The sequence below is a fragment of the Stackebrandtia albiflava genome (assembly GCF_007994225.1).
Classification (GTDB): domain Bacteria; phylum Actinomycetota; class Actinomycetes; order Mycobacteriales; family Micromonosporaceae; genus Stackebrandtia; species Stackebrandtia albiflava.
This window is the reverse complement of record NZ_VLLL01000012.1, coordinates 1-16,963: the sequence shown is the minus strand read 5'-3', so window position 1 is coordinate 16,963 and position 16,963 is coordinate 1. Positions and strand designations below refer to the sequence as shown.

Annotated in this window: 17 protein-coding genes and 1 pseudogene; 10 read left to right on the top strand and 8 right to left on the bottom strand. The window is 71.2% G+C overall.

What is annotated here, in order from left to right; genetic code table 11:
- Nucleotides 1–69: 69 nt before the first annotated feature.
- Nucleotides 70–915 (top strand): annotated as a pseudogene (locus LX16_RS28330) (DUF3027 domain-containing protein); the annotation flags it as partial.
- 594 nt (nt 916–1,509) lie between these two features.
- Nucleotides 1,510–2,568, top strand: a complete 1,059-nt coding sequence (sepH, locus tag LX16_RS25365; RefSeq protein ID WP_147144504.1) for a septation protein SepH — start codon at nt 1,510–1,512, stop codon at nt 2,566–2,568.
- A gap of 73 nt (nt 2,569–2,641) precedes the next feature.
- On the opposite strand, the gene LX16_RS25360 is transcribed toward sepH, so the two are convergent.
- On the bottom strand, nt 2,642–3,934 hold the full coding sequence (locus LX16_RS25360) for an MFS transporter (protein ID WP_147144503.1): 1,293 nt from the start codon (nt 3,932–3,934) through the stop codon (nt 2,642–2,644).
- Between the two features lie 168 nt (nt 3,935–4,102).
- On the opposite strand from LX16_RS25360, the gene LX16_RS25355 reads away from it, so the two are divergent.
- The 3 genes from LX16_RS25355 (at nt 4,103) to thpR (ending at nt 5,904) form a co-directional block, all read left to right on the top strand.
- Nucleotides 4,103–4,846 (top strand): maleylpyruvate isomerase family mycothiol-dependent enzyme, encoded by a 744-nt coding sequence (locus tag LX16_RS25355; RefSeq protein ID WP_158645742.1) that lies wholly within the window; start codon nt 4,103–4,105, stop codon nt 4,844–4,846.
- 63 nt (nt 4,847–4,909) lie between these two features.
- The gene (locus LX16_RS26810) at nt 4,910–5,335 is read left to right on the top strand and encodes a hypothetical protein (protein ID WP_158645741.1); all 426 of its coding nucleotides are present in this window, start codon (nt 4,910–4,912) and stop codon (nt 5,333–5,335) included.
- Entirely contained in the window at nt 5,332–5,904 is a 573-nt protein-coding gene (gene thpR / locus LX16_RS26805) for an RNA 2',3'-cyclic phosphodiesterase (protein WP_158645740.1), read from the top strand. The genes LX16_RS26810 and thpR overlap by 4 nt, the downstream gene beginning before the upstream one ends.
- Nucleotides 5,905–6,303: 399 nt before the next feature.
- Here thpR and serC read toward each other — a convergent pair whose 3' ends face one another.
- The 4 genes from serC to LX16_RS25330 all read right to left on the bottom strand — a co-directional run bounded on the left by serC (nt 6,304) and on the right by LX16_RS25330 (nt 10,517).
- On the bottom strand, nt 6,304–7,413 hold the full coding sequence (gene serC, locus LX16_RS25345; RefSeq protein ID WP_147144500.1) for a phosphoserine transaminase: 1,110 nt from the start codon (nt 7,411–7,413) through the stop codon (nt 6,304–6,306).
- A gap of 115 nt (nt 7,414–7,528) precedes the next feature.
- A complete protein-coding gene (locus LX16_RS25340) occupies nt 7,529–8,299 on the bottom strand; it encodes a hypothetical protein (protein ID WP_147144499.1) in 771 nt (256 codons plus the stop codon).
- 194 nt (nt 8,300–8,493) lie between these two features.
- Nucleotides 8,494–9,258, bottom strand: a complete 765-nt coding sequence (locus LX16_RS25335) for a hypothetical protein (protein WP_147144498.1) — start codon at nt 9,256–9,258, stop codon at nt 8,494–8,496.
- A 149-nt stretch (nt 9,259–9,407) separates the two neighbouring features.
- On the bottom strand, nt 9,408–10,517 hold the full coding sequence (locus tag LX16_RS25330; protein WP_147144497.1) for a citrate synthase 2: 1,110 nt from the start codon (nt 10,515–10,517) through the stop codon (nt 9,408–9,410).
- A gap of 359 nt (nt 10,518–10,876) precedes the next feature.
- Between LX16_RS25330 and pdxH the strand changes: the two genes are divergently transcribed.
- The 3 genes from pdxH (at nt 10,877) to LX16_RS25315 (ending at nt 12,974) form a co-directional block, all read left to right on the top strand.
- Entirely contained in the window at nt 10,877–11,497 is a 621-nt protein-coding gene (gene pdxH, locus LX16_RS25325) for a pyridoxamine 5'-phosphate oxidase (RefSeq protein WP_147144603.1), read from the top strand.
- Between the two features lie 150 nt (nt 11,498–11,647).
- A complete protein-coding gene (locus LX16_RS25320) occupies nt 11,648–12,544 on the top strand; it encodes an aldose 1-epimerase family protein (protein WP_147144496.1) in 897 nt (298 codons plus the stop codon).
- A gap of 85 nt (nt 12,545–12,629) precedes the next feature.
- Complete coding sequence (locus LX16_RS25315; protein WP_147144495.1) at nt 12,630–12,974, top strand: type II toxin-antitoxin system VapB family antitoxin; 345 nt, start codon at nt 12,630–12,632, stop codon at nt 12,972–12,974.
- Here the strand turns inward: LX16_RS25315 and LX16_RS27315 are convergent.
- The gene (locus tag LX16_RS27315) at nt 12,922–13,545 is read right to left on the bottom strand and encodes a hypothetical protein (protein WP_211354769.1); all 624 of its coding nucleotides are present in this window, start codon (nt 13,543–13,545) and stop codon (nt 12,922–12,924) included. The two genes, LX16_RS25315 and LX16_RS27315, sit on opposite strands and share 53 nt — an antisense overlap.
- Nucleotides 13,546–13,739: 194 nt before the next feature.
- Here LX16_RS27315 and LX16_RS25305 point away from each other — a divergent pair, with 194 nt between their 5' ends.
- Complete coding sequence (locus tag LX16_RS25305) at nt 13,740–15,176, top strand: aldehyde dehydrogenase family protein (protein ID WP_147144494.1); 1,437 nt, start codon at nt 13,740–13,742, stop codon at nt 15,174–15,176.
- 423 nt (nt 15,177–15,599) lie between these two features.
- On the opposite strand, the gene LX16_RS25300 is transcribed toward LX16_RS25305, so the two are convergent.
- Complete coding sequence (locus tag LX16_RS25300) at nt 15,600–15,902, bottom strand: DUF202 domain-containing protein (RefSeq protein WP_147144493.1); 303 nt, start codon at nt 15,900–15,902, stop codon at nt 15,600–15,602.
- Nucleotides 15,899–16,309 carry a YidH family protein gene (locus tag LX16_RS25295; RefSeq protein WP_147144492.1) on the bottom strand — a complete coding sequence of 137 codons (411 nt, stop codon included), beginning with the start codon at nt 16,307–16,309 and terminating at the stop codon, nt 15,899–15,901. The genes LX16_RS25300 and LX16_RS25295 overlap by 4 nt, the downstream gene beginning before the upstream one ends.
- Before the next feature lie 175 nt (nt 16,310–16,484).
- Here LX16_RS25295 and LX16_RS27310 point away from each other — a divergent pair.
- On the top strand, nt 16,485–16,963 hold a 479-nt coding region (locus tag LX16_RS27310), incomplete at its 3' end, for a hypothetical protein (protein ID WP_211354768.1).

Below are 16,963 nucleotides of genomic sequence, written 5' to 3'. Positions count from 1 at the left end.
GGGGCGCCGGTGACCCGCGGCATCCAGGTAGGCCGTCGCGGACCGGGCCGGACGTCGTATCCTTGGCGGGTGTCACAGTCATCCACCATCGCCCGCCGTGCCCGGCTAGACCGGGTGTGCGCGGAGGCCGTCGACCTTGCCCGTTCCGCGGCGGAGGAGACCGGCGACGGTGTGGGCGACCACCTGTCGGCGGAGGCCGAGGCCGACCGGGTCGTGACGCACCTGTTCGACTGCGAACTGCCGGGTTACCGCGGCTGGCGGTGGGCCGTCGTGGTCGCCCGGGCACCCCGGGCGCGCAACGTGACGGTGTCGGAGGTGGCGTTGCTGCCCGGCCCGGACGCGTTGACGGCCCCGGTGTGGGTGCCGTGGGCGGAGCGGCTGCGCGCCGGGGACGTCGGTGTCGGCGACCTGCTCCCCACCGACGAGGACGACGAACGGCTCATGCCGTCCTATGTGCTCTCCGAAGACGACGCCGTCGAGGACATCGCCTTCGAACTGGGCGTGGGCCGCGCCCGGGTGATGAGCCGGGAGGGGCGCGGCGAGACGGCGCAACGCTGGTACGACGGCGACCGCGGCCCACAGGCCGACATCTCGGTGTCGGCGCCCGCCGACGCCCGGTGCGGCACGTGCGGCTTCTACCTGCCGTTGGCGGGATCGCTGCGGCAGGTGTTCGGTGTCTGCGGGAACCTGTACGCCTCGGACGACGCCAAGGTGGTGTCGGCCGACCACGGCTGCGGCGCGCACTCGGAGGTCCTCACCGGCGGTGAGGTGGCCGAGGAGGACGTCGAGCACCTGGACACCGTGTACGACGACAACCTGATCGAACAGGTCGACCCGGTGAGCCGGGACGACGAGACCGCCGACCAGGTCGTCGCGGTGGACTCCGCGCAGGCGAAGGAACCGGTGGCGGACCCGGTGGAACCCACCGCCGCCGCCGAGAGCCCCGAAACGGAGACCGCCTCCGTCCCGGAGGAGCCGACCGTCTCGGGCGAGACCCCCGGCGAGGGTGATCCGGAGGCGACCAGGAGCGGCTTATTCGGAGGCGGCGCGACGGTGGCGGTTCCGGCCGCGGTCGTGCACGATCATGGTGATGGTGCCGGGAACGCCCAACGCGGCACCGGCAAGGGCGCAGTGGATCCACCAGGAGCGGCCGGTCGCGGCCAGCTCGTCGGCGAAGAACAGCCACAGGATCGCCGCGGCGATCAGCCACAGCGCGGTACCGCCCAGCGCCAGGGGCGTCATGGGGAAGTCGACCGGTTTGGGGACGGCACGGGTCTTGATCGGTGGCACGGGGCAAACTTACCCGGGTTTCCAGGCGTGCAGATCGGTCGGACGGCCGAAACCTGGAGATATTTGCGATCTTGCGCTCTTTGATGCCGCGGTGGCGGGTGTTGTACCTGTACCGTGGAGCGTACTGTCAAGTGGTGTCGCCGTGTCCTTCCGCGATCACGGTGACCGAGGCGCTACTTGGCGGCAGTGATGCCGAGACCGCAGAGGGGTGCGTGGGAGATGCGACCGGTACGCTTCGTCGCCCTGTCGGAAGACGGCCAGGCACTGGTTCTGGCTGACGAGCTGGGCCGCCTGTTGGGTTTGCCGCTGGACGAGCGGGTCAACTCGGCCGTCCGGGGGGACGCCGCCGCCGACTCCGAGTCCGGCTCCGCCGGTTCCGCCGCCCCGGAACGCCGCGGCGGCCTCGTGACCCTGTCGCCGCGTGACATCCAGACCCGCATCCGCTCCGGTGAGTCCGCCGAGGACATCGCCAAGGGGGCGGGTGTGCAGGTCGACAAGGTCCTGCGGTACGCGGGGCCGGTGCTTCAGGAGCGCGCGATGCTGGCGCAGGCCGCCCGCCGCGCCCGCCTGTCCACATCGGATCGCGGCGAGCGGATGTCCGATGTGGTCGACGTCAAGCTCGGGCAGCACGGCGTCGACGCCGCCGCCGTCTCCTGGGACGCCTGGCGCCGCGAGGACGGCACCTGGCGCGTCACCGCGACCTGGACCAGCGGCAAGTCGACCGCCAAGGCGATGTGGGAACTCGACCGGAGCCGCCAGACCGTGCAGCCGCACGACGAGATGGCCCAGTTCCTGTCCACGCCGTCGCCCGCGTCCGCCCGCAAGGAACCGGATTCGACCGTGACCCGTGCGCCGTCACCGGCGCCGTCGCCGACGGCCCGGCCCTCGCGCGACCCGCTGTACGGCGTCACCCGCCGCGACAAGCCCGAGACCCCGGCGGCCGACAAGACCCGGCCCGCGTCACGTCCCGACCCGCTGCGCCGCGACGCCCTGCGTGCCGCGCTGGAGCGGCCGCTCGGTGAACCGGCCCGGGGCGAACGGCAGCCGGCGGCGCTGGGCCTTCCCGGGTCCGAACCGGCCGAGGTGCGCGACACCCCGAGTGTCCCGTCGTTGGCGGTCCTGCGGCCCCGCCGCAACGACCCCGCGTCGGACGACACCGGCGAGGACAACGGCAAGGTCGCGGTGGTCGCCGGAGCCGGGAGCAAGCCCCGGAACCGGTTGCCCGCCTGGGAGGACGTCCTGTTCGGCGGCGACACGACGCCACGGTCGTCACACTGACCACCCACCGGTGGTCCCGACACGAGACGGGGGCGCATCCCCACCGGATGCGCCCCCGTTCACGTGTGCGCCGTCAGGCCGCCTGCTCGACGGGCGTCCTGGCCGGTTCGATGATGCGGACCCGGGGACGCGGCCGGATGTCGATGCTGATCTGCACGTCGCGGCGGCGGCACCGGATCGCGAAGGCCGCGATCGCGCCCAGCAGCGCACCCGCGCCGCCGACCCACAGGCCCGAACGCGGACCCACGACCTCGCCCAGCCAACCGATCATCGGGGCGAAGATGGGGGTGGAGCCGAGGAACACCAGGACGTACAGCGCCATCACCCGGCCGCGGAAGGCCGGGTCCACGCCCAACTGCACCCGCTGGTTGGCGGCCTGCGCGAGATAGACCATGGCGAACCCGGTCGGTATCAGCAGCAGCGACGCCGTCCAGAACGAGGGCGCGAACGCCGTGACGATCTCCAGGGCGCCGAACAGCGCCGCCGCCCCCATCACCACGTGGGCGCTGGGACGGGCGCGCCGTTTCGAACTGGCCAGAGCCCCGGCCAGCGCACCCACCGCCAACATGGTCGTCAACAGGCCGAACGCCTCGGGGCCGGTCGCGAACACGGTCTTGGCCAGCAGCGCGAGGGTGATCGGGAAGTTGAAGCCCAGCCCGCCGACGACGAACATGAGCGCGAGCGGGAGCAGCAGATCGGGTCGGCGCGCCGTGTAACGCAGCCCCTCCCGGATCCGGGTGTCCTTGGGGCGGGAACTCGCCCGGTACAGCCTTCCGGCGCTCATCATCAACAGCGCCACCAGCGGCGCGATGTACGCCACCGCGTTGACGGCGATGACGACACCCGAGCCGAACAGGGCGATGAGGCCACCGGCGACGGCCGGGCCGACGATCCGGGAACCGTTGAACGTCGCGGCCGACAACGCCAGGGCGTTCGGCAGCAGCGCCGGCTCCACCAGTTCCGACACGAACGACTGCCGGACCGGGGTCTCCAGTGCGTTGACCACGCCTAGCAGCAACGCGAACACGTAGATGTGCCACAGCAGTGCCGCGCCCGACAGGACCAGGACGGCCAGACCGGTCGACAGCAGCAGCCAGGCGACGTTCGCGCCCAGCAGCAGCCGCCGCTTGTCGTACCGGTCGGCGAGTTTCCCGCCGTAGAGGCTCAGCAGCAGCACCGGAAGGAACTGGAACGCCATGACGAGGCCCAGCGCGGTACCGGAGTCGCCGGACATCTCCAGGACGAGCCAGTCGATCGCGATGACCTGCATCCATCGGCACACCAATGAGGTCAGTTGACCCGAGGCGAACAGCCGGTAGTTACGGACTTTGAGTGATTCGAAGGTGTCTGCCAGCTGTCGTCTCATGGGGTGCGGGTCGGCCTCCTCGGGGCGGTAAGGAGTGGAATCGCTTTAGACCCTAACGCGGCTACTGGCATACCGCTAGCGTTATGTCGGCTGCGTCACCAAACATCCCGAAGTAGGCACACGTAAAGCCGAGTGCGGATGTCACCCCCGACTGCCACACTGGCGATCATGGAGTTCAGTCGATTCACCACCGGAACCGCCGCCGAGGCCTCCGCACTAGCGGCGGCGGCCGAAGGGCGGTCGGACGCCGTCGTCCCCACCTGTCCGGAGTGGACCGTCGCCGATCTCGTCCACCACGTCGCCATGGTGTATGAACACAAGACCCTCTGCATGCGGACCGGCGCCCCGCCGCAGCCGTGGCCCCCCGCCGACGAGGGCGACCCGGTCACCCGGCTGAGGATCGCCCTGGGCGACCTGCTCGCCGAGTTCACCGGACGCGAACCCACCGACCCCACCTACACCTGGTACGACCCCGACCAGACCGTCGGATTCTGGATGCGCCGCATGGCGCACGAGACCACCATCCACCGCGTCGACGCGCAACTGGCCGCCGGGATTCCCGTGACCCCCGTCGACGCCGCGCTCGCCGAGGACGGCATTGACGAGTTCCTCGACGTCTGCGCCGTCTGGGGCGCCGGGAGACGGCCCGAACGCCTCGCCTCCGCCGCCGCCGACGCCACCGGTGAAGCCGTCGCGCTGGTCACCCCCGGCCGCCGCCGGCTCGTCACCGTGACCCCCGAAGCCATGGTGATCGCCGAATCCGACGCCCCCGCCACGGCCACCGTCACCGGCGACGCCTCGGCCCTGTACCGCTGGGTGTGGCGCCGCCACGACCCCGAGACCGTCACCGTGGAAGGCGACACCGCGGCCGTCACCCGCCTCCACGACGTGTTCGCGGCGTTCTCGCAGTGACCCCCGGCGCCGCACGATGTGACGGACGTCGATGAAACCCGCACCCCGTCCTAAGGTGGAGCAGTGGACGTGAGACACCCCGCCGCCGTCGCGGCGGCACTCGTGACGCTCGCCAGCCTGCCCTGCCTCATCGCCTGGCTGATCGTCTCCGGCGACGACGCCCGCGAACGCGCGAACCAGGCGGTCGCGCGCCTCCGGCCGACCGCGCCGACCGTCCCGCCGGTGGAGCACACCGCGGCGCAACTACGCGCGCTGTCGGCTCGGCTCGCCGACACCCCCCTCACCGAGGCCACCCGCCGCGCCGACCTCACCGACCGGTACGACGTCGCGCTTCGGCGCGCCTGCGCGGCCCTGGACGTCCCGCACCGGTTGGGCCGGCTCAGCGGCATGGACCTGGAACTGGAACGCCTCCGCGTCACCGAGGAACTGCACCGGGCGGGCCTCGTCGTCGGCACCCGCCGCGACGAACAACCGAGGGACTGGGCGTGACCGGGCGGCGTCGGCTGTTCGCGGCACTGCGCCCACCGGTCACCGCGATCACCCACCTCACCGAGGTCGTCGAGGAGCTGCACGTCGCCGAGGCGTGGCGGCGCGTACTCCGCCACGACCTGTGGCACGTCACCGTCGCGTACGTCGGCGACCTGCCCGCCGAGCGGCTACCGGAGGCGACCGGGGCGATGGCCGAGGCGGCCGCCGAGACACCCCCGTTGACGCTGGCACTGGCGGGAGGCGGGCGCTTCGGGCGCGGCCGGAGCAACATCGTCTACACCGGACTCGCCGCGGACGTCGCCGGGCTCACCCGGTTGGCGGAACGGACCAGGACCGCGTTCCGCGCCGCGGGGATCCCGTACGACGAACGCCCGTACCGCCCCCACCTGACACTCGCCGGCGCCGGAGCCGGAATCGGCAACGCCGAGTCGGCCGAGGACCTGGTGCGGCTGCGGCGGTATCGCGGACCGGACTGGACGGCCGACCGCATCGGGCTCTACCACAGCCACGCCGGCGACACGCCACACTACGAACCGGTCGCGGAGGCGCCGTTCACCGGAGCGGCCTGAACGGCTGACGGGGAGGGGCCGCCACGAGCCGGCCGGGCGGTGGGGGGGAACCCAGGGGGCCGTGACCGGCCGAGACGGTGCGAAGCCCGGCGGCCGTGGTCGTCGATGCCGTAGTTCGGCACGACACCGGTGTCACGCGGACCGGCGGACGGAACGGCGAGACGCCGCGACGGTACCGGAGTCACCGTGCCGGGCCTCGGGCCGGGGCACGACCCGTCCCGCCATGCCTCCACAGTGGGTTGTCCACAACCGGGTGGTCGTCCACAACCCGCCCGCCGCCGCCTCGACACCCACCACCGCGGCGCCATAGGCTCGACGCCATGGGGAGGAGGAGTGGCGGCCCCCCGGCACTGCGCGGGACGGGAACGGACGTCTCGCCCGCTCCGCGTCCGCGCCGTCTTACAGGCGTTCCAGCACGTAGTCGATGCACTCGGTGAGTGCGGTGACGTCGGCCGGGTCCACCGCCGGGTACAACGCGATGCGCAACTGGTTGCGCCCGAGCTTGCGGTACGGCTCGGTGTCGACGACACCATTGGCGCGCAGCACCTTCGCCAGCTCCGCCGCGTCCACCGACTCCGCGAAGTCGATGGTCGCCACCACGTTCGACCGGATGGCCGGGTCCGTGACGAACGGCGTCGCCAGTTCCGACTTGTCCGCCCAGCCGTACAACCGTTGCGCGCTGTCGGCGCACCGCTCCACCGCCGCCGGCAACCCACCGGCCGCCAGCATCGCGTCGACCTGCTCGGCGGCCAGGAACACCGTCGCCACGCTCGGCGTGTTGTAGGTCTGCTCCTTGCGGGAGTTGTCGACCGCCGTCTTAAGGTTCAGGAACTCCGGAATGTACCGGCCCGACGCCGCGATCCGCTCCACCCGGTCCAACGCCGCCGGTGACATCAACGCGATCCACAGGCCACCGTCGGACGCCAGGCCCTTCTGCGGCGCCAGGTAGTAGCAGTCGGTGTGGGACAGGTCCACCGGGAGCCCGGCCGCCGCCGACGTCGCGTCGTGCAGCATCAGGCCGTCACCGGCCACCCGCGTCACCGGCACCGACACGCCCGTGGACGTCTCGTTGTGCGGGATGCCGTACACGTCCACCCCGTCCTGCGCCACCAGTTCGGCGGCACGGCCCGGCTCGGCGGTGCGCTCCACCGGGTCGGCCAGGAACGGGGCCGCCTTGACGGCCTTGGCGAACTTCGCGCCGAACTCACCGAACGACGCCAACTGCGCGCGCTGCTCGATCAGCCCGAACACCGCCGCCTCCCAGAACGCGGTGGTGCCGCCGTTGCCGAGGACGACCTCGTAACCGTCCGGTAGGGAGAAGAACTCGGCGAGGCCGCGACGCAGCCGCGCCACCTGGTCCTTGACCGGCTTCTGCCGGTGGGACGTGCCGAGCAGACCGGGCGCCGCCGCCGCGAGCGCCGTCACCGCCGCGCCGGGGACCTTGCTGGGGCCGCAGCCGAACCGGCCGTCGGCGGGAAGAAGTCGTTCGGGAATGCGGATTTCGGCCACCGCTCACTCTCCTGTCGTGGATGTTCACCAGAGGGGTGACGGCCGCGCTGCCGACCCGGCGATTCTCGCACGCCACCGCCGGCGGCCATCGGGGGGCCGCCGGCGGCGTGCCGGGTCACGGCATGAGTTCGGTGAGTTCCACGACCTGGTCGGCGGGGGGTTCCTGCGCGTCCACGGCGACGTCGTAACCGGTGACCTCGATGGCGACGGGGAGGGTGGAGCCGTCTTCCGCGAGGGGGTCGGGGATGTCGGCGGTCACCGACTGGAGGCGCCCCGAGTCGTCGAGGACGATCACGGCCTCGACCGGCGCGTCACCGCCCAGGTCGGACATCTTCGCCGGGTCGATGGTCGCGGTGTAGGTGTTGTCGCCGGTGGCCTCGATGTTCTCGAAGGACGCGAGCAGTTCCTCGGTGAGCCGCTTCATGTCCATTCCGACGATGTCGGAGGCGGCGCCGTCGGTGGTGGTGTGGATCCACTTGCCCTCGGTGCCCAGTTGCGTGGCCAACGCCCCGGACGTCTTGATCCACATGTCGGTGCCGATGCCGACGACCTCGGTGGTGATGTCCCCGACGCCCTCGACGCCGAACGTGGCGGCGTCCGTGGTCGTCTGCGCGTGGTAGTCGCCGGTGGCGGGGTCCACGGAGAAGGTGCCGTCGATCAGGTCGCCGACGGTCATGGTCAGCGAGTAGCTGGTCTCCTCCAGGGTCGCCACGCTGGCGTCCACGGCCGCGGCCGGGTCGAGCCGGGTCTCGGTACCGGTGTCGCCGGAGTCGGCGCCGGTGTCGTCGATCGCGCCCTGGTCGCCGGAACACGCGGCCAACGCCAGGGCCAGCCCGGCGATGGCGGTGAGGCCGGCGATCCGGCCGGTCACTGTGGGGGGTTTCATGTGGCGTCCTCCCGGAAGGGGTGTCGGTCCCCGCACCAGGCGGGCTTCCGATCCCAGGGTAGAGGCCCACCGCACCCCCGCCGGGGCGCCGGGGCGGCCCGGCGGTGAACACGACGGAACCGGCCCGGTGGGGTGGCCCGGGCCGGTTCCGGAGATCGCGGGTCGGGCGGCCGTTCCGAGAGGGCCGCCCGCGGTCACGCCTCGATGATCTCCCCGTCGGGCTCGTTCGCCTCCACGGTCACGTCGTAGCCGTTGACGGTGATCGTCATCTCGGTGCCGGCCTCGTCCACACCGGTCATGCTGGCGAGTCGGCCCTGGTCGTCCAGGACGACGGTGAACTCGGTGGGCGCGGCGGGTGCCTTGGCGCCGGTCAGTTCGCTCAGGCCCATGTCGAGGACCGATGATCCCTCGCCGAACTTGACGGTGTAGGTGTTGGGGCCGGTCTCGGTGACCGGTCCGATCTCGCCCATCTCCTTCGACATGGTGGCGCCGAAGTCTTGCAACTCCGCCAGCTCGGTCATGTCCTCCGACGTGGCGTCGGTGTGGACCCACGAGTCGCCCATCAGGGTCGCCATCTCGTTGTCGCCGCCGTACTGCATCCAGATGTCGGGGCCGTTGCGGATGATGGTCATCTCGACGGTGCCCTCCATGGTGGGGTCAGCCGCCGCCATGTCCATTTCCATGGTCATCGTCATCAGTTCGTTGGCGGCGTCGGTGTCGATGGTCATGGTCATCAGGCCGGGACTGTCCATGGTGACCGATATCGGCGTGCCCTCCAGGGCGGCGAAACCGGCTGCCACGGCCTCCGCCGGGTCGACCGCCGGGCTGCTGGACTCCGTGGTCGACGGTTCGGCGGATCCGTCGGCGGGGGATTCGGTGCCGCCGCAGGCGGCGAGGGCGAGGGCGAGGCCCGAGGCGGCGACGATGGCGCTGAGACGGGCAGGGCGGATCGGGGTCACGGTTCTCCTATGTCGTGAATGGACAAGCCTTGCCGGTAGGCGTGTCGGACCGACAAAGGTAACCGGTGAAGGAAACGATCAAGTCTCCGTATAGTGGAGAAACGGTCACCGGGCGCCGTTCCCACTGGACACGGCGCCCGGTCGACGTCTCAGGACTTGCGGCCCGGGATGTCGTTCCAGCCCTCGACACTGTCGGGAGTGCGGGGAGCCGGACCCACATAGGTGGCGCTGGGCCGCACGATCCGGCCGAGCCGCTTCTGTTCCAGGATGTGCGCGCTCCAACCGGCGACCCGCGCGCAGGTGAACATCGCGGTGAACATGTCGGCGGGCACCTGGGCGAAGTCGAGGACCACCGCGGACCAGAACTCCACGTTGGTCGCCAGCACGCGGTCGGGCTTGCGGGCCTTCAGTTCGGCCAGCGCCGCACGCTCCAACGCCTCGGCGACCTCGAAACGTTCCGCGCCCAGTTCCCGGGCCGTCCGGCGCAGCACGCGCGCCCGCGGGTCCTCCGCCCGGTACACCCGGTGACCGAAGCCCATCAACCGTTCACCGCGGTCGAGGACGCCCTTGACGTACGCGTCGGCGTCCCCGGTGCGTTCCACCTCCTCCAGCATGTGCAGGACCCGCGACGGCGCGCCGCCGTGCAGGGGACCCGACAGGGCACCGATGCCCGAGGAGATGCACGCCGCGACGTCGGCGCCCGTGGAGGCGACCACCCGGGACGTGAACGTGGACGCGTTCATGCCGTGCTCGGCCGCGGAGATGAAGTAGGCGTCGACCGCCTGGACGTGCCGCGGGTCCGGTTCACCGCGCCACCGGCGCATGAAACGTTCCACGATGGTGGCGGACTTGTCGATCTCCTTCTGCGGCACGGCGGGCCGGCCGACACCCCGCGCCGACTGCGCGACGTACGACAGCGCCGTCACCGACACCCGCGCCAGGTCGTTCCGGGCCTGCTCGTCACCGATGTCGAGCAGCTGGCCCAGGCCCCAGTAGGGCGCCAGCATCGCGACGGCACTCTGCACGTCCACGCGGATGTCGCCGGTGTGCACCGGTACCGGGAACGGTTCCGCCGGCGGCAGACCGGGGCCGAACCGGCCGTCGACCAGCAGACCCCACACGTGCCCGTAGGACACGTTCCCGATCAGGTCTTCGATGTCGACGCCGCGGTAGCGCAGCGAGCCACCCGCCTTGTCGGGTTCGGCGATCTCGGTCTCGAAGGCGACCACGCCCTCCAGCCCCGGCTTGAAATCAGACATCGTTGTACTCCTGACGAGGGTTCGTGCGTGGGCGAACCGGCCGTCCCGCGCGGATGTCTCCGGGCCGCGGTGGGGCGGCACTCGGTGACGGTTCGGTTCAAAGGCTGCCGCCCATCTTGCACCGCCGCCGCGATCGCGGTTGCACTCAGGGCGTGTGGAATGTGGCCCAACCGCGCGCATATGCGCAGGAGAACGCGCCGAGATGCCCGATATGACCGCATTCGCGGCTGTTGTCGAACGCCTGAAGTGCGTGAACGTGACGGTACCGAATCGTTGTGATTCCGTGACCGGATCATCCCGGCGCGTCCCGCCGATGGCACGCTGTGCGGGTGACAGATTTCGCCGCCGACCCGGCCGCCATGCGCCGCGACTACACCGGCCGGACCCTCCTGGAGTCCCACGCGCCCCGGGAACCGTTCACCCTGTTCACCCGCTGGTTCGACGACGCGGTCCGCGACGGCGGCCTGGAACCGAACGCGATGGTGCTGGCCACTACCGGCCCCGACGGCGCACCCCGGCAGCGGACCGTCCTGCTCAAGGCGTTCTCCACGGACGGATTCGTGTTCTACACCAACTACGAGTCCGACAAGGCACGACAGATCGACGCCCGCCCCGGGGTCGGGTTGCTGTTCGGCTGGTACCGGCAGCACCGCCAGGTGATCGTGTCCGGCACCGCCTCGCGGGTGCCGCGTCCGCAGACCGAGGCGTACTTCGCGACCCGGCCGCACGGTTCGCAACTGGCCGCGTGGGCCAGCCGCCAGTCCCGGCCGCTACCCGACCGGGACAGCCTCGACGCCGAGTACCGGCGCGCCGCCGCCCGCTTCCCGGGTGATGTGCCGGCGCCGCCGCACTGGGGCGGATACCGGGTGGTCCCCCACGAGATCGAGTTCTGGCAGGGCCGCGCCGACCGCCTGCACGACCGGTTGCGATACCGGCGCGCCGAGTCCGGCGGTTGGGTGGTCGCGCGCCTGGCGCCGTAAGCCAATAAGCTTGTGCTCTGCCCGACCGACCGCCCGGGCGTGGCCACCGCGCGGCAACCCGGCCCACCGTCTCCGCGTGGTCGGCGTGGCGACGTCCGAGTTCGTGAGCGGCAGAGAACCACTCGTCTCTAGTGTACGGAGATCCGCGGTATGGCGTTGTCTGGTGAACAGTGGACGATCAGTTACTCCGGCTGGGAGGCGGTGATCGCCTCGGTCGGGGGCGGTGTCAGGTTGTTCAGCCTCGACGGCCGGGCCTACATCGACGGATACGACGACGACGAGATCGCGCCCGGCGCCGCCGGCCACGTCCTCGCGCCCTGGCCGGGCCGGATCGGCGACGGCACCTACCGGTTCGGCGACACCGAACACCGGCTGCCGTGGAACGAGCCCGCCACCCGCAGCGCCATGCACGGCCTGGTCGGCTGGCTGCGCTGGGAGGCCGTAGACGTCAGCGATTCCGCGGTGAGCCTGGAGTGCGCCCTGCCGGCGCAACCGGGTTACCCGTTCCCGCTGCTGCTGCGGACCCGCTGGTCGGTGGGCCCCGGTGGGCTCCGCGCCGCCCACTACGTCAGCAACGTCGGCGCGACCGCCTGCCCGTTCGGGCTCGGTGTACACCCCTACCTGCGGCTTCCGGGCTCCCCGTTGGAGGAGTGGCGGCTCAAGGTGCCCGCGAAGACCGAACTGACCACCGACGACCGGATGCTTCCCAACGGCGTCACCGACGCCCGGTTCCGGGACTCCACCGTCATCGGCGACACCGTGCTCGACACGACCTTCGGCGACCTCACCCGCGACGCCGACCGGATGGCCCGGGTGGTGTTGACCGACGCCGACGACACCGAGCAGCTCACGGTGTGGGCCGACGAGTCGTTCCACTGGTTCCAGGTCTACACGTCTGACACCCTGGACGGCGACCGTCGCCGCCGCGCCGTGGCCGTGGAGCCGATGAGCTGCCCGCCCGACGCGATGCGTACCGGCACCGACCTCGTCACGCTCGGCCCCGGCGAACTGTGGTCCGGCATCTGGGGGATCACCCCGCGTAGGTGAGACCGGTCACCGACTTGACCCGGCGGCGTACCGTGCGGCGTCTTATCGTGAAACGAGAGGGCCTCGACATGACCTGGGGGAACGTGTGATCTTCAAAGCGGTGCGGGACGGCCGCCCGTACCCTGAGCACGGTTTGACGCTCAGGGAGTGGGCGACCGTCCCGCCGCGTGCGGTCCGGCTCGACCAGCTCATCACGACCAAGCGCGAGCTGGCGTTGGACAAACTGCTCGCCGAGGACTCCACCTTCTACGGAGACCTCTTCCCGCACGTCGTGGCCTGGCACGGCGGCCTCTACCTGGAGGACGGGCTGCACCGGGCGTTGCGTGCCGCGTTGCAGCAGCGCACCACCATCAACGTGCGGGTCTACGACATGTCGGCTACTGCCAGCCGCCCTGCTGGGGCTGCTGACCCGGGTACTGCTGCGGGTTGACCTGCTGCGGCACCTGCTGGATCACGCCGGTGTGCTGGTGACCGGCCGCGACCGCGGGACGCTCCGACATGGTCAGGGTCGCCGCCGCCAGCAGGCCCAGGCCCGCGACGAACAGCAGTTCACCGATGATGACGGCGCCGTCGGCGTTGCCGCCGCTGCCGAGCAGTCCACCGATCGTGCTGCCCAGTTCCAGCACCACCAGGGCCAGGACGATCACCCGCAGCGTGCCGCGGAACTTCGGGCCGGTGGTGATGACGATCGCCGTGAGCACCACGACCGCCGCCCACAGCGACAGCATCCCGCCGCCGATGAGGTCGGCGTCCTTGGCTCCGGCGACGAGCAGACCGATCAGCATCGCCGCGACACCGCCGGCGGCCAGTCCGAACGTCAGCATGTTCATCGGGAGCTTGTCGAACATCTGCGACGCGGGCTGAGCCGGTGGTTGCGCCTGCTGGTACGCCGCCGCCTGTTGCTGTTGTGCCGCGTACGCGGCCTGCTGCTGTTGGGCGTAGGCCGCCTGCTGCTCGGCCGTCGGGTATCCGGGCTGTTGTTGGGGAGTTGGATCAGTCATGCCTCTCATGATGCCCTGCCGAGACCATCGCCGGTGGGGAGGTCTGGACGTACGTCACACCCGTCTGCCAGCGGCGCCGCCCACGGCGCTCCACATGACGGGTCACGACCGGTCACCCCGCGTGACGGGTGCCCGCCGGCCGCGGGAATCACCGCTCACGGTCTCACCACCGCCGCACCCTTTACAGTGAGCCCATGACCGCCACACCGTTCTGGATCGCAGGCCGCCCCGAACACGGTGACACGGAGGTGGTGGTGCGGCACCCCTTCGACGACCAGGTCGCGGGCACCACCACCTGGGCCATGCCGACGCAGGTGGAGGCCGCCGTGTCGGCCGCCGCCGGGGCCGCCGACGAGACCGCCGAACTCCCGGCCCACCGGCGCGCGACGGCGTTGCGGCACGTCGCCGACGCCCTGCGGGACTCGGCCGAGACCGTCGCCGAACTGATCACCGCCGAATCGGGGAAACCCATCAGGTGGGCGCGTGTCGAGGTGACCAGGGCCATCGGCACGTTCACGTTCGCCGCTGAGGAGGCCCGCCGCTTCGACGGTGTCACGCAGCGACTCGACACCGACCCGGGCGCCGCCGGGCGCATGGCGTTGACCCGTCGGTTCCCGCTCGGACCCGTCCTCGGCATCACGCCGTTCAACTTCCCGCTGAACCTCGTCGCGCACAAACTCGCCCCGGCGATCGCCGTCGGCGCTCCCGTCGTGATCAAACCCGCCCCGGCGACCCCGCTGTCGGCCCTGCACCTGGGAAGACTGCTCGCGGACACCGACCTCCCGGCGGGAGCGGTGTCGATCGTGCCGGTGCCCAACGAGGCCGCGGGCGACCTCGCCGCGGACGACCGGTTCGCCGTCGTGTCGTTCACCGGTTCCGACACGGTCGGTTGGGCGTTGGCGGACCGGCTGCCGCGCCGCAAGGTCGTCCTGGAACTCGGCGGGAACGCCGCCGCGCTGATCTGCGACGACTGGGACGACCCCGCCGACCTCGATTACGCGGCCGAACGCATCGCGACGTTCGGGAACTACCAGGCCGGGCAGAGCTGCATCTCGGTGCAGCGGGTGTTCGTGCCACGTGACCGGTGTGACGACTTCACGGAACTGCTGGTGTCGAAGGTGAGGGCACTGCCGTCGGGCGACCCCCGCGACGACGCGTGCGTCGTCGGACCGCTGATCTCACGCGACGCCGCCGGACGGGTGGCCGACTGGATCGACGACGCGGTCGCGGCGGGCGCGACGCTGCACTGCGGTGGCGAACGCGACGGTAACACGGTGGCCCCGGCGGTGCTGTCGGGCGTACCGGCCGGTCGTCCGCTCGCCGAACGGGAGGTGTTCGGTCCGGTCCTGGTCGTGGAGCCCGTCGACGACACCGACGCGGGTCTCGCGGCCGTCGACGACTCCCGTTACGGACTCCAGGCGGGGGTGTTCACCCGCCGCATCGACGTGGCGGCGCGGGCGCACCGCCGGTTGCGGGTCGGAGGCGTGATCATCGGTGACGTGCCGAGTTTCCGCGCCGACCAGATGCCATACGGCGGCACCAAGGCCAGCGGAATCGGCCGGGAAGGGGTGGCGGCCACCATGGCCGACTACACCGAGCCCAGGGTGATGGTCCTGCCGGACATGCTGTGAGGGTGAGCGTGCTCGGGTTCGGTGGCCGGTGGCCGGTCAGCGTGACTCCGGTGGCGCGTGGCCGGTGAGCGGATTCCCGTGCCGGTGAGCGGCGGCCCGACTCGGCCGCCTTGCGCGGTGATTCGCGCGTGCCGGGTATGTGCGGTGACGGGATCACGCCCGACTCACAACGGTGACCCGACCCGGTGGTGTCACTCCCGCCCCCACGGCGGCGTTCTCTCCGCAGGGCCACCGGCCTCCGCCCCACTTGGCTTGGAGCCTATCGGACGCCACGCCTGGCGTGTCCAGCGTGAAGACCGGCGGTTGTGGATAACCGGCGGATTGTGGACGACGGGGTCGTGGGCATGTGGCCGGGAACGGGACGGCGGGTCCGGCGGGCATGCGGCCCGGCGAGGCGTGGCTCACGAAGCCGGCGGCCGTGGTTCACCACAGCGTGACGAAGCCCAACACCGCCAGGCCGACCACCGAACCGGTCGCCAGCCACGCGGTCGGCAACCCCATTCGGACCGGACGCGGTGACGCAAACGCCTGGATCCGCCGGTGCGCCCCCGCCAGCATCCCCAACCACACCAGGGCGAGCCCTCCGACGACCAGCAGGTCGGCGGGAACCAGCGGCGGCATGACCGCGCCCCGCGCCGCCAGCAACACGAGGACCGTCGCCGCCAGCAGGGTGCGCCGCCACGCCAACCGGGTCCGTTCCGGTTGCGCGCCCGGGTCGCGGCTCATTCGGCGAACGCCCCGGTCAGCACCGCCGCCAGCAGCCCCAAGGCGCCGACGGCGACCAGCAACGCCAGCGCGGTCGGGAACCGCGACGTCGGCAGGTCCCCGCCCTGCCGCATGGCCCGCTCGCATGCCGCCCAGTGCAGGATCGCGCGGGCGGCGCAGGCGGCCCCCAGCACCAGCAGGGTGACGGCGATGCCCTCCCGGAGGCCGGCGAGGCGCAGCGGTGGCAGGAACTGGGCGACCGCGATCCCGCCGCCGACGAGGGCGAGTGAGGTCCGCAGCCACGCCAGGAAGGTGCGTTCGTTCGCCAGGGAGAACCGGTAGTCGGGGGTGGTACCGGTGTCGCGCAACCGTTCCGGGTCGATGGAGGCTTTCAGCACGCTCACCTGCGACTTGTTCCGGTCTGCCATGGCCCCAGTATCACTCGCCGTCGTACCGGGTGAGGGGTTGATCCGGTCCTCGGCTGCCGGTATGGTCGCCGACGACCCCCGACTCGGCCCGCACGGTGGCACTTTTTGGGGAGTTCTCGACCCCCGCAGGCTGCGTAATGTCGTCTGCAACAACACACCGAATGGGAGAGGCGCGATGAGCGACGGTTTCGAGGACACGACGACGGATGAGCCGGTGGAGGACGACTACACCGCGGATGACGCGTCGGGTGACTACTTCGACATCAACGGTGATGGTATCGAGGACGCCACGACGGTGGCCGGTGAGGAGACCTTCATCGATGTGGATCACGACGGGGTCGCCGACGGGGTGTTGACCGCCGACGGGGAGTTGTTCTCCGACACCGATGGTGATGGTGTGCTGGATTCGCAGTTGATCGACGTCGATGGTGACGGTCTGATCGATGAGGTGCACACCGACCTGGACGGTGACGGTGACGTGGATCAGGTCGCGGCCGACACCAACGCCGATGGTCTGGTGGACTCGGTGGGTACCGATGTCGACGGTGACGGGGCGTTGGACACCTACGCGGTGGACGCCAACGCCGACGGCCTGGTGGACTCGGTGATCACCGACCAGGACGAGGACGGTGTGGCGGACGTGACGATGACCGA